Raw genomic sequence first — 12,572 nt, 5'->3', positions numbered from 1 at the left:
GCCAGCGCCTCCGCTTTGTGGCACTCCACGCGCCACGAAGCCGTACTTTGCGTTACGGTCGTTTGTCCCCTTTGGTTCAGGACTTCGCGATGGCGCGTATTGTGATGAAGTTCGGCGGCACCTCGGTCGCCAATGTCGAGCGAATCCGGCAGGCAGCCCAGCACGTCAAGCGCGAGGTCGATGCCGGCCACGAGGTCGCTGTCGTCGTCTCCGCCATGTCGGGCAAGACCAACGAGCTTGTCGGCTGGTGCGCTGAAGCCGCGCCCATGCACGACGCGCGCGAATACGACGCCGTCGTCGCCTCGGGCGAACAGGTGACCGCTGGCCTCATGGCCATCGTCCTCGGCGAGATGGGCATCCAGTCGCGCTCCTATGCCGGCTGGCAGGTGCCCATCAAGACCGATGACGCGCACGGTTCGGCGCGCATCGTCGATATCGACCCCAAAAATCTCAACGATCGCATGAGTTCGGGCTGGGTGCCGGTCGTCACCGGCTTCCAGGGTGTCTCGGAAAAAAAACGCATCACGACGCTCGGTCGCGGCGGCTCGGACACCTCCGCCGTCGCCGTCGCCGCTGCGGTCAAGGCCGATCGTTGCGACATCTATACCGACGTCGATGGCGTCTATACCACCGACCCCCGCATCGCCCCCAAGGCGCGCCGCCTCGAACGCGTTTCGTTTGAAGAAATGCTCGAAATGGCCTCGCTCGGCGCCAAAGTGCTGCAGACCCGCTCGGTGGAACTGGCCATGGCCCAGGGCGTGCGCCTCGTCGTACGTTCGACGTTTGAAGACCCCAATATCGGCAACGCTCCCGGATCGGAGTGGGGCCAGACCGGCACGCTCGTGTGCGATGAGGATGAGATCATGGAAAAGCAGATCGTTTCAGGCGTGACCCTTGCCAGGGCCGAGGCCAAGATCACCTTGCGCAAGGTCAAGGACAAGCCCGGCGTCGCCGCAGCCGTCTTCGGCCCGCTCGCCGATGCGCGCATCGTCGTCGACATGATCGTCCAGAACATTTCCGATGACGGTCAGATCACCGACATCACCTTCACTGTGCCTGACAGCGAATTCGACAAGGCGATGAAGGTCCTGCGCAATGCGCCCGATCTTGAATACGAGTCGATTTCCGGCTCCAAGGGCGGCGCCAAGATTTCCGTCGTCGGCGTCGGCATGCGCAGCCATGCGGGCGTTGCCGCCTCGATGTTCCGGGCGCTTTCGGACAAGGGAATCAACATCCAGTTGATCACCACCTCCGAAATCAAGACCTCGGTCCTCATCGATGAGGAATATGCAGAGCTTGCAGTTCGGGCGCTCCATACCTATTACGGTCTGGACAAGACCGGGAGCTGATCGACAGCCTGCCGGTCCCGGGCGAAACAACAGGCGGGGCCACTCCGCCGGGCGAGCAGTTATGGTGACAGCGATTGGCGGACCGCGGGTGCTTTTGCGCCAGTTGCGCGAAACCATGGCCGAACCTCTGGCCAGCCAGGAGCGGTTGGACAAGATCGTCGATCTCATCGCCGAGAACATGCGCGCCGATGTGTGCTCGTTTTACGTCCTGCGAGACGACAGCGCGCTCGAGCTCTTTGCCACCCACGGCCTGCGCCGCGACGCCGTCCACATCACGACGCTGCGTCTGGGCGAGGGCCTTGTCGGCCTCATCGCTGCCGAGGCGGAACCTCTGAGCCTGCAAAACGCGCCCGAGCATCCCTCCTTCGCCTATCGCCCGGAAACCGGCGAAGACCCGTTCTTTTCATTCCTCGGCGTGCCCGTGCTGCGCGCCGGGCAGACGCTCGGCGTCCTCGTCGTCCAGAATTCGGAACGCCGGGTCTATGGCGAGGACGAAACCGAAGCGCTTTTGACCACCGCCACGCTGATGGCCGAAATGATCTCGACCGCCGATTTCGATTCGCTCGTCAAACCCGGTTCCGATATCGATCTGCGCCGTCCGCGCATGTTTGAGGGCATCGGCTTTTCCGAAGGCATCGCGCTCGGCCAGGTGGTCCTTCACGACCCGCGCGTCATCGTCACCAATTTCGTTGCCGACGATACCGACGCCGAAAAGCTCAAGCTCGACGAAGCGCTCAAGACCATGCGCGTTTCGATCGACGAATTGCTCAATTCCGGCGATATGCAGATCCAGTCCGATCACCGCGAAATCCTCGAAAGCTACAGGATGTTCGCCCATGATCGTGGCTGGGTGCGCCGCTTGGAGGAGGCGATCGATTCCGGCCTCACCGCCGAAGCCGCCGTCGAGCGCGTTCAAAACGATACGCGCGCGCGCATGCTGCGCCAGACCGATCCTTATATCCGTGAACGCCTGCACGATCTCGACGATCTCGCCAATCGGCTGCTGCGCATCCTGATTGGTAAGAGCACCGGGCTCGGCAAGGAACTGCCCGAGAATGCGGTGCTCGTGGCGCGCAATATGGGCCCCGCCGATCTTCTCGAATACGACAGGACCAAGCTCAGGGCCGTCGTCCTCGAAGACGGCGCAGCCACCGCGCATGTTGCCATCGTGGCGCGTTCGGTGGGGCTCGTTGCCGTCGGGCAGGCGGAAAACATCGTCTCGATGAGCGAAGCCGGCGACGACATTATCGTCGATGGGTTTTCGGGCGCCGTCCATTTGCGGCCTACGCCCGATATCGAGGCGACCTATATCGACAAGGTGCGCCTGTCCGCTAAGCGGCGCGCCCATTATGCTGCCTTGCGCGACACGCTCCCGATTACCCGTGACGGTACGCGGATCACATTGCTGCACAATTCGGGCCTGCTGGCCGATATGCCGGCGCTTGAGGAGACAGGCGCGGATGGCGTGGGACTGTTCCGAACCGAACTGCAATTCATGATCGCGTCCAAGATGCCGCGCGTCAAAGATCAGGTCGAGCTCTATTCCGAAGCGCTGCGACTGGCCGGTGGCAAGCCCATCGTCTTTCGCTTGCTCGATATAGGCGGCGACAAGGTCGTGCCCTATATGCGCTCCCAGGCCGAAGAAAACCCGGCCATGGGCTGGCGTTCGCTTCGTCTCGCGCTGGACCGGCCTGCCCTGTTGCGCACCCAGGTGCGCGCATTGCTGCAGGCATCGGCCGGGTTGCCGCTTAAATTGCTTGTCCCCATGGTCACCGAGACCGTCGAATTTTTGAAGGTCAAGCGCTTCATCCTGCGCGAGGTCGAACGCCTGCCGCGCCTTGGCATTGCGCCACCGACGACGCTCGAGATCGGTGCAATGATCGAAGTGCCGTCATTGCTGTTCGAACTCGACCATTTGCTGCCAGAAACGGACTTCATATCGATCGGGTCCAACGACCTTATTCAGTTTCTGACCGCCGCAGATCGCGCCAATCCGCGCGTCGCCCGTAATTACGATGCCATTGGGCGGCCGCGTCTGCGCGCGCTCAAACTCATCGTCGATGCGGCAGCCAAGTTCGGCAAGCCCGTCACCATGTGCGGGGAATTGGCGGGACGACCGGTGGAAGCGCTGGCCTTGTTGTCCATCGGGATGACGCGTCTTTCGATGGGCGCATCTTCGATCGGTCCGATCAAGGAAATGGTCCTTGGGCTTGACCTTGCAGCGCTCAGGGCCGAAATGAACCACTATCTCGAAAATGGCGAGACGGACGGGTCGGCGCGCGAAGTGCTGACCGAGTTTGCCGAACGCCATTCGATCGCGGTTTAGCCGCCATCCTCCTCATTCGACCGGAATAGCGCCATGGCAGGATTGCCCACAGACAAGCTCGACGCCCTCGAACGCCGTTTCGATTCGATCGAACACGCCATGAGCGCGAGTCCCGATCCCGAAAAATATGTCGAGCTGTCCAAGGAATACGCCGAGCTCTCGCCGATGGTGGCCAAAGTGCGCGAATATCGCGCCGCCCTGGCCGATCTCGAGGGCGCTGAGGAACTTTACAAGTCCGGCGACAAGGAAATGGCCGAGCTTGCCTATGAGGAGATGGGCGAACTCAAGGAAAAGATCGAAGCCCTGTTCCAGGAAATCCGCATTCTGTTGCTGCCCAAGGATGCGGCGGACGAAAAAAGCGCAATCCTGGAAGTCCGCGCCGGCACCGGCGGCGACGAAGCGGCGCTTTTCGCCGGCGATCTGTTTCGCATGTATCAGCGCTACGCCCAGGATCAGGGCTGGAAAGTCGCCGTCATGGAAGCATCCGAGGGTGACGCCGGGGGCTATAAGGAAATCATCGCCAACGTCTCAGGGGCAGGGGTTTTCTCCAAGCTCAAATACGAATCGGGCGTGCACCGTGTTCAGCGCGTGCCCGATACCGAGGCTTCGGGCCGTATTCACACCTCCGCGGCGACCGTCGCCGTACTTCCCGAGGTCGAAGACATCGATATCGAAATCCGTCCCGAGGACATCCGCATCGACACCATGCGTGCTTCGGGCGCGGGCGGACAGCACGTCAACACGACCGATTCGGCGGTTCGCATCACCCACATTCCCACCGGCATTGTCGTAACGTCGGCGGAAAAATCGCAGCACCAGAACCGGGCCAACGCGATGAAGGTTTTGCGGGCCCGCCTGTTTGACGAACAGGATCAGAAGGCGTCCTCCGAACGCGCTGAAGCGCGAAAAACGCAGGTCGGATCGGGCGATCGCTCTGAACGCATTCGAACCTACAATTTCCCGCAAGGGCGTGTGACCGACCACCGGATCAACCTCACCCTATACAAGCTGCCCCAGATCATCACCGGCGAAGCCCTCGGCGATGTGATCGATGCGCTGATCACCGAAAATCAGGCTGCACAACTCGCCGCGATGGAGCAGGGCGCCTAGGGGCGGCCCGCCTCCCGATGACACAAACACTCGGTCAAGCATGGCGTACGCTTCGCGATCGGCTCGCTGCCTGTGGCATCGCGTCTGCTGCGCTCGATGCGCGCTTGCTCGTCCGGCACGTTCTCGATCTCGACGAAATGCAGTTGATCGCGCGTGAAGGCGATGGTTTTCCGCAGGAAAAACATGCCGCGCTTGAGGCCGTTGTGGTCCGGCGCGAGCAGGGGGAACCCCTCGCGCGCATCCTCGGCACGCAAGAATTTTACGGCCTTTCCTTCGGTCTCAATGCCGCGACATTGATCCCGCGGCCGGAAACCGAAATGCTCGTGGATCATGGGCTGGGGGCCCTGGCCCATGTGCCAACCCCCCGCATTCTTGATCTGGGCACAGGAACCGGCTGCATCGCGCTTTCGCTTCTCGCAAATAGTCCGAACGCGACCGCGCTGGGCATCGACCTTGCCCCCGAAGCCCTTGTTCAGGCCCGCGCCAACGCTACCGCTCTGGGCCTTTCCGATCGTTTCGAGGCCCGACAGGGCGATTGGTTTTCGTCGGTTGGTGATGCGAAATTCGACCTCATCGTGTCCAACCCGCCCTACATCGCCAGTGCGGTTATCAATACACTCGAGATCGGCGTTAGGGCGTATGATCCAATGGGCGCACTGGACGGGGGCGCCGACGGCGCCGAGCCCTATCGCATCATCGCAAACGACGCCCCAGGCTATCTCCGCCCCAACGGATTTCTCATCCTTGAAATCGGTTTCGATCAAGCCCACATCGTATCTGCGCTGCTTAAAGCGGCAGGATTTTCCGATATTGCCGTTTCCAGGGACCTTGCCGGCCATGACCGCATGGTTTCGGCTCGTGCGCACAAATGACACAGAAGCGTGCGAAATGGCCCCCGTCCAAGATTTTCCTTGGAATGGAAAGGATATGCGGTTAGGTTGGTCTTGCTGACGCGGTGCTTGTTCATCGCGGTGGCCTCCACCCTGACATCGGCGGCAGATCAAAGCCGGCAGCGGATGCGACCCGGTAAGGTCGACCCCAGCAGCGTTGAGGATCGGAGATCACACAGCCTTTTTGGGGAACCCAGAGAGAGCGATCGGCGCGGCGCGGGCCCTGAAACGGGCGTCGTGAGTGTCGTGCTTGTGTCCGCCGCCGAATTTCGCGGCGCGATGGCCCTGAGGAAGACAGCGCATACCTTCACGCAACGTGTTGAAGCGAGCAGATGAGACCAAATCAGCAAAACAATAAGCAGCGTTCGCGCGGCCGGAATAACAACAATAATAACAATAACAACAACCAGCGGCGTGGTGGCGGCGGCGGCAATCCTTTGTCGCGCAACTACGAGAGCAACGGCCCGGACGTGAAAATCCGCGGCAATGCTGCTCATATCGCTGAAAAATACACCCAGCTTTCGCGCGATGCCGCGTCGGTCGGCGACAATGTGATGGCGGAGAATTATCTCCAGCACGCGGAACATTATCTGCGCATCATCCTCGCTGCACAGGCCCAGTATCAGCCGCGCCAGGACCAGAGCGTCGACACCACGCCCGATGAGGACGAGGACGACAACAATGGAGCTGCGGCGAACGGCAATGAGTCGCAAGACCAGCAGTCCAACGACCGCCAGTCCGGTGACACCCAGCAGGAAGCCGCCGAGGGCGATGCCCAGCGCGAGCCCCGTCAGCGCCGCCAGCGGCGCCCACGCCGCGACCGCGAGGAGGGTGGCGAAACACCAGCCCCCGAAGCCAAACCCGCAGCCGCCGAGGCTTCAGCCGAGCCTATGCCCGCAGCAGCCACTGCCGAAGCCGGTGACGAGGAGGCTCCAAAGCGTGCCCGTCGTCCCCGCCGCCCACGCAAGGCCGAGGGTGAAGGCGATACGGTTGGCGAGTTGCCGGCATTTCTTACCGCCGGTCGCGAGGCCGCAGCCGAATAGGCTGAACCCCTGCGGAGCGAAAAATTTAAAGACCGGGCCCCGTGCCCGGTCTTTTTCTTTGTGCCCGTCGCACCCATATATCGCATTGATCAATATCAGTGCCGCTTGTGCCGGGCTGATCCAGAATAAAATCCAACGCTTCGGGCGTTGCCTCCGCGCCGGGATCGGGCGGCAGCGACGTGCCAGAACAGGAGAGTTGAAACGATGAATATCGAAAAATACACCGAACGCACGCGGGGCTTCATCCAGAGCGCGCAGCAGCTTGCGCTGTCGCGCGGCCATCAGCAGTTCTCCCCCCTGCATATTCTCAAAGTCCTCGTCGACGATACCGAAGGCATGGCCACCGGGCTGATCGATCGCGCTGGCGGCGACTCCAAGGCGGTACGCGCTGCCGTTGAAGCGGCGCTCAAAAAGCTCCCTTCGGTTTCGGGTGACAACGGTCAGGTCTATCTCAGCCGCGAACTCGCCCGCGTCTTCGACACCGCCGAATCGGCCGCTCAGAAAGCCGGTGACAGCTTCGTCGCCGTCGAGCGCCTGCTGCTGGCCATGGTGATCGAAAAAGACACCGATGCCGGCAAAATTCTTGCTGCCGCCGGCGTCACCGCCAATGGCCTCAACGCTGCCATCGAAGCCATCCGCAAGGGCCGCACCGCCGACAGCGCGTCGGCCGAAAACGCCTATGATGCCTTGAAAAAATACGCCCGTGACCTCACCGAGGATGCGCGCGAAGGCAAGCTCGATCCGGTCATCGGCCGCGACGAAGAAATCCGCCGGACCATCCAGGTCCTCTCGCGCCGCACCAAGAACAACCCCGTCCTCATCGGCGAACCCGGCGTCGGCAAGACAGCCATCGCCGAAGGTCTCGCCCTGCGCATCGTCAATGGCGACGTCCCCGAATCGCTGAAGAAAAAATCCCTCCTCGCCCTCGATATGGGCGCCCTGATCGCCGGCGCGAAATATCGCGGCGAGTTCGAGGAGCGCCTCAAGGCCGTGCTCAACGAAGTGCAGTCCGCCGACGGCCAGATCATCCTGTTCATCGACGAGATGCACACGCTGGTCGGCGCCGGCAAGGCCGATGGCGCCATGGATGCGTCCAACCTCCTAAAGCCCGCCCTGGCGCGCGGCGAACTCCACTGCGTGGGCGCAACCACGCTCGACGAATACAAAAAGCACGTCGAAAAGGACGCAGCGCTGGCCCGTCGGTTCCAGCCGGTGTTCGTTTCCGAGCCCAGCGTCGAGGACACGATTTCGATCCTGCGCGGGCTGAAGGAAAAATACGAACTCCACCATGGCGTCCGCATTTCCGATTCGGCGCTGGTCTCTGCTGCGACCCTCTCGAATCGCTACATCACCGATCGCTTCCTCCCCGATAAGGCCATCGATCTGATGGACGAGGCCTCGGCGCGTCTGCGCATGGCCGTCGATAGCAAACCCGAAGCTCTCGACGAACTCGATCGCCGCATCATCCAATTGAAGATCGAGCGCGAGGCGCTGAAAAAGGAAGACGACGACGCGTCCAAAACCCGTCTCGCCCGCCTCGAAGCCGAGCTGGCCGGCCTCGAGGAAGAATCAGACGCGCTCACCCAGCGCTGGCTGTCCGAAAAGGAACGCCTCGCCGGCGGCACCAAGCTCAAGGAACAGCTCGACGCAGCGCGCACCGAGCTTGAACTGGCCCAGCGCCGGGGCGATCTCGCGCGGGCTGGTGAGTTGGCCTATGGCGTCATCCCCGATCTCGAACGCCGGTTGGCCGAAGCCGAAGCCCATGAGGCCCAGCCCGGCTCCGATATGGTCGAAGAGGTGGTGACCCCCAACCACATTGCCCAGATCGTCTCGCGCTGGACGGGCGTTCCCGTCGACAAGATGCTCGAAGGCGAGCGCGACAAGCTGTTGCGCATGGAAGACGAAATCGCCAAGCGCGTCATCGGCCAGGCCGAAGCCGTCGAGGCGGTGTCGCGTGCCGTCCGCCGGTCGCGGGCCGGCCTGCAGGATCCAAACCGCCCCATCGGCTCGTTCATGTTCCTCGGCCCAACCGGCGTCGGCAAGACCGAGTTGACCAAGGCTCTGGCGCAGTTCCTCTTTGACGACGAGACGGCAATGGTGCGGCTCGATATGTCCGAGTTCATGGAAAAGCACGCCGTCGCGCGTCTCATCGGCGCACCTCCGGGCTATGTCGGCTATGACGAAGGCGGGGTGCTCACCGAGGCGGTGCGGCGCCGGCCCTACCAGGTGATCCTGTTTGACGAAATCGAAAAGGCCCATCCGGACGTCTTTAACGTGCTCCTGCAGGTGCTCGACGATGGACGGCTGACCGATGGTCAGGGCAACACAGTCGATTTCCGCAACACGCTGATCATCATGACCTCCAATCTGGGCTCGGAATATCTCGCCGCCCAGCCCGATGGCGAATCGGTGGAATTGGTGCGCGGCAAGGTGCTCGACGCGGTCAAATCGGCCTTCCGGCCGGAGTTCATCAACCGCATCGACGAAATCCTGCTCTTCCACCGGCTCGAACGCAGCCAGATGGGCGCTATCGTCGATATTCAGCTCAAGCGCCTGCAAAAGCTGCTCGACACCCGCGAGATCACCATCGAGGTCACCGACGCCGCCCGCGATTGGCTGGCCAATGAAGGCTACGACCCCGCCTACGGCGCCCGCCCCCTAAAGCGCGTCATCCAGCGCGCCCTTCAGGACGAACTGGCCGAAAAACTCCTGGCCGGCGACATCCTGGATGGCAGCACGGTCAGGGTCGATGCCGGCGACGGCGGACTGCTGATCCTGCCGGTCATCGAGGGCGAAGTCGTGGAGCATGCGGCAGAATAGTCGATCGATAGCGATGAATGCAAAAGGCCCCGGAAACGGGGCCTTTTTGATTCTCAGTGGCATACCAAGCGTAATGGATGTCGGAATGTGGAGAGACAAACCGCCTCCGTGGTATTTGCTGGTGGACAGTTGGCGTTCAGCAGGCGACGCCAGAAGGGATTTGTCACGATCTTGTCCCATTATCGGGGCCCTTTCCTGTGGGCTTCAAGCGGGCGCCAGGATGCAGGTTGGGAACTCGATATCGCATGGCCGTCCCACTTTTTTCGAGACGTTTTGAAACACTACATTTACTCCCGAAATGCAAAGGTGAACGCTGGCAGGGGACGAGCTGTTTCGGGAAATTGGTCGATGCACGAATTGTTTCGAAAGAGGGCTTTTGAGGCTGACCTGACCGTATCGGAACGTGATGAGCCGACACCGCTCGACCTTTATGAGCAAGCGGCATCAATCATCCCGATTGGCGCTTTTGAGTGCAATCTGGCCAATGATCGGCTGAGTTGGACCGGGGGGCTGTTCGACATGTTTGGCTTGCCGACCGATCGCGTAGTCGAACGCCAGCTTACAGTCGAAATGTACTCTGAGGAGTCGCGTGAACTGCTCACATACAAGCGATCGCGCGCCATCGACGCGCGCGGTGGCTTCTCGCTGGATGCCAACATCGTTCGCGCCGACGGCTCGGAGCGCTGGATACGGATCAACGCGGCAGTGCGCAGTTCCAATGGGCGCGCCGAAACGCTTTACGGAATGAAACAAGACATCACTGACGATCATGCGCGCTGGGAGATGCTCAAGGTCCAGGCTGAATGCGATCCGCTCACGGGTGTCGCCAACCGGGTGCGGTTCCAGCGCTTTCTGGATGGGTCCAGTGATGATCCTCTGCTTGACAATATCGGCGCGCTGATTTTGCTCGACTTGGATGGTTTCAAGCAGCTTAACGACCGTTGGGGTCACGCGGCAGGGGATAAGTGCCTGATGGTTTTTGGGAAACGTCTGCGAGAAGCGTTTCCGCAGGCGCGTCTGATTTCCCGGATCGGCGGCGACGAATTTGCGATATTGCTTCCATGGACTGGTTCGCGCAGGACGATGGAGAGGTCGGTGTTGGGGCAAGTGGAATATCTCAGCGGCCCTGCGCCATGGAATGGCGATCTGCTTCCGGTCAGCGCGTCCGTCGGCCTCGCCTTTGCCGAGGAGGCTGACACCGACCCGCAAGAATTGTTCATCGCGGCTGATCGGGTGCTCTATGACGCCAAAAAGAGAACTTCGTCTGGGCTCGCTCGCGCCTGACGCTGGCTGGTGCGAGCCGAGCGTGCTGCCTCCAGACAAACAATTTCAAGAACGCCGCAGATCTCGGCTGGCATTGTCCTCGATCAGGTAGTTTGACCAGAACCTCCACAAATGCGGGAAATGATCCCTCATTTTACAATCTCGCGCTCGATCAATGCCGCCGGTCCAGCCTCCATCGCCGGATGGGTGGCATGTGTACGAGGTGCAGTCGGGAATCGTGGAAATGGAGCAAAGGAAAAGGCCGCAGCGTTCGCTACGGCCCTTCGGTTCACTCAGCAACGCTGATTACGAGCGCTGGTAGTCGATGCTCGAACAGAAGATCGCGGCCTGGCAGCCGGTGATCTTGATGGTGTCCGGGCCGGTCTGCTCGACCGTCGCTGTGGCGTTACCGCCATTGAGCGCAATTGCGCCTTCCCACTTGTTCGGGCCGACCAGATTACCCTGAACGACTTCCTGGCCGACGAAGGCAAGGTTTTCCTCGGTGCGCGAATCGCCCTGAATATCGTTGAGCGTTCCGCAAAGCTGGGTGCCGTCACCGCACAATTCAAACGTGAAGCTCGTGCCCCACTGGTCAACCCATGTCCCATTGGGGTTGAGATCCTGGCCAAAGGCCGGAACGACAAGCGCGGCAGCAAGAGCGGCGGCGGCTACAAAGGATTTCATCATGTCTTTGCTCCAAATCACGCGCACACCTCTTGGCGTGCGGGCGGTTGATTTTGATTTTGCCCCGCGCTTCCAAACGCGCGCCCCGGGGAATGGTTGCCCAAAATCCGCCGAAGCAGGCCGGAAGCCCGCCGTTTGAGATTACAGCCGGCGACATATGGCAGCCTTGTGGTCAAACACCAACCGTAAGCCCACCGACGCTTCACAAAGCTGTCAACCAGGCATCCGCACGACATCGAAAAGCCTGTCACCGCGGCATATCACGCCGCCTACGCTCGGTTTTCAAAAACTTATCCCCGTGTGCCTAAATCGCTCCCATACTTGCTCTCACGGCCGCACCGCAGACGAGGATGCATACGAGCTTCCGGTGAGGGCAGAGTTGGAGAAGAAGGAGCGTGGGACCGAGCCTAGGTCTCATCGGCCTTCAGGCGCTCCGACAATGTTCGCCAGGCCGGTTCGGGTCCGATGGGGTCGCCCAGCGGAGGCAGAAACGTTTTCAGAGCCGGTCATGGAAACACCCGTGACGCACCGGGGAAACCCGGCAGGGATTGAACCTAGCTTTCCAGAAAACGAACGCGCCAAAAAACCGAGCGCATGGGGCGATGGAGGCTTCATATACTACTACCTATACGGAGCGTTCATCGCCCCATGCCGTCTTCCCATCAAATCCCGAGGCGATAGCGCCGTCGGGCGCTTCGGCGCGTCCCATTTCCCGTTGACATTGAAATAGACCGGTGAGAACATATAAAGAACAAATATACGGGAGGCCTTGATGACCCTGCGCATCGACTATGTGGAATTTGAAAGCGAAGCGCTTGGCGAAAGCCGCGCCTTTTTCCAGTCGGCGTTCGGCTGGCGCTTCACCGACTACGGTCCGGACTATCTCGGCATCGAGGATGCCGGTGTGGATGGGGGTATCTCTCGTGCCGAGGGCGCGCGCAAACCGCCTCTCGTTATCCTCTACACCGACGATATTGACGCCGCCGAATCCTCGGTGCGCGGGGCAGGGGGCGTGATCACCCGCGAGCAGTTCGATTTTCCCGGTGGGCGGCGATTTCATTTTCGCGAGCCTGGCGGAAACGAACTT

Annotated in this window: 9 protein-coding genes (1 of these 9 only partly in view); 8 read left to right on the top strand and 1 reads right to left on the bottom strand. The window is 61.2% G+C overall.

Annotation, left to right across the window (positions count from 1 at the left end; translation table 11 throughout):
- Positions 1–89: 89 nt before the first annotated feature.
- The 7 genes from BLR31_RS00070 (at position 90) to BLR31_RS00035 (ending at position 10,822) form a co-directional block, all read left to right on the top strand.
- Positions 90–1,349 (top strand): aspartate kinase, encoded by a 1,260-nt coding sequence (locus tag BLR31_RS00070; RefSeq protein ID WP_090589369.1) that lies wholly within the window; start codon positions 90–92, stop codon positions 1,347–1,349.
- 61 nt (positions 1,350–1,410) lie between these two features.
- Positions 1,411–3,675 (top strand): phosphoenolpyruvate--protein phosphotransferase, encoded by a 2,265-nt coding sequence (gene ptsP, locus BLR31_RS00065; RefSeq protein ID WP_090589367.1) that lies wholly within the window; start codon positions 1,411–1,413, stop codon positions 3,673–3,675.
- Between the two features lie 33 nt (positions 3,676–3,708).
- A complete protein-coding gene (prfA, locus tag BLR31_RS00060) occupies positions 3,709–4,785 on the top strand; it encodes a peptide chain release factor 1 (RefSeq protein ID WP_090589365.1) in 1,077 nt (358 codons plus the stop codon).
- A 17-nt stretch (positions 4,786–4,802) separates the two neighbouring features.
- Positions 4,803–5,657, top strand: coding sequence for a peptide chain release factor N(5)-glutamine methyltransferase (gene prmC / locus BLR31_RS00055; protein ID WP_090589363.1), 855 nt, complete (start codon positions 4,803–4,805; stop codon positions 5,655–5,657).
- A gap of 350 nt (positions 5,658–6,007) precedes the next feature.
- Positions 6,008–6,718: a DUF4167 domain-containing protein gene (locus BLR31_RS00045; protein WP_090589359.1), complete on the top strand. Its 711-nt coding sequence runs from the start codon at positions 6,008–6,010 to the stop codon at positions 6,716–6,718.
- A gap of 204 nt (positions 6,719–6,922) precedes the next feature.
- Positions 6,923–9,538: an ATP-dependent chaperone ClpB gene (gene clpB, locus BLR31_RS00040; protein WP_090589357.1), complete on the top strand. Its 2,616-nt coding sequence runs from the start codon at positions 6,923–6,925 to the stop codon at positions 9,536–9,538.
- Positions 9,539–9,886: 348 nt separating this feature from the next.
- Positions 9,887–10,822 carry a GGDEF domain-containing protein gene (locus BLR31_RS00035; RefSeq protein WP_090589355.1) on the top strand — a complete coding sequence of 312 codons (936 nt, stop codon included), beginning with the start codon at positions 9,887–9,889 and terminating at the stop codon, positions 10,820–10,822.
- Between the two features lie 285 nt (positions 10,823–11,107).
- On the opposite strand, the gene BLR31_RS00030 is transcribed toward BLR31_RS00035, so the two are convergent.
- The gene (locus BLR31_RS00030; protein WP_090589353.1) at positions 11,108–11,488 is read right to left on the bottom strand and encodes a hypothetical protein; all 381 of its coding nucleotides are present in this window, start codon (positions 11,486–11,488) and stop codon (positions 11,108–11,110) included.
- Positions 11,489–12,257: 769 nt separating this feature from the next.
- On the opposite strand from BLR31_RS00030, the gene BLR31_RS00025 reads away from it, so the two are divergent.
- Positions 12,258–12,572, top strand: the 5' portion of a protein-coding gene (locus BLR31_RS00025) for a VOC family protein (protein WP_090589351.1). 30 nt of this gene lie beyond the right edge of the window; the window shows 315 of its 345 coding nt (coding positions 1–315); it begins with the start codon at positions 12,258–12,260; the stop codon falls past the right edge of the window.

The sequence above is a fragment of the Pelagibacterium luteolum genome (genome assembly GCF_900100665.1).
Classification (GTDB): Bacteria; Pseudomonadota; Alphaproteobacteria; order Rhizobiales; family Devosiaceae; genus Pelagibacterium; species Pelagibacterium luteolum.
Note: the sequence above shows the minus strand (reverse complement) of the source record. Positions and strands in the feature narration are given on the sequence as shown.

Excerpts from the sequence above, each read along its gene's own strand:
- ptsP (WP_090589367.1), top strand. The coding sequence starts at position 1,411 with ATGGTGACAGCGATTGGCGGACCGCGGGTGCTTTTGCGCCAGTTGCGC.
- BLR31_RS00045 (WP_090589359.1), top strand. The coding sequence starts at position 6,008 with ATGAGACCAAATCAGCAAAACAATAAGCAGCGTTCGCGCGGCCGGAAT.
- prmC (WP_090589363.1), top strand. The coding sequence starts at position 4,803 with ATGACACAAACACTCGGTCAAGCATGGCGTACGCTTCGCGATCGGCTC.
- BLR31_RS00035 (WP_090589355.1), top strand. The coding sequence starts at position 9,887 with ATGCACGAATTGTTTCGAAAGAGGGCTTTTGAGGCTGACCTGACCGTA.
- BLR31_RS00030 (WP_090589353.1), bottom strand. The coding sequence starts at position 11,488 with ATGATGAAATCCTTTGTAGCCGCCGCCGCTCTTGCTGCCGCGCTTGTC.
- clpB (WP_090589357.1), top strand. The coding sequence starts at position 6,923 with ATGAATATCGAAAAATACACCGAACGCACGCGGGGCTTCATCCAGAGC.
- BLR31_RS00070 (WP_090589369.1), top strand. The coding sequence starts at position 90 with ATGGCGCGTATTGTGATGAAGTTCGGCGGCACCTCGGTCGCCAATGTC.
- prfA (WP_090589365.1), top strand. The coding sequence starts at position 3,709 with ATGGCAGGATTGCCCACAGACAAGCTCGACGCCCTCGAACGCCGTTTC.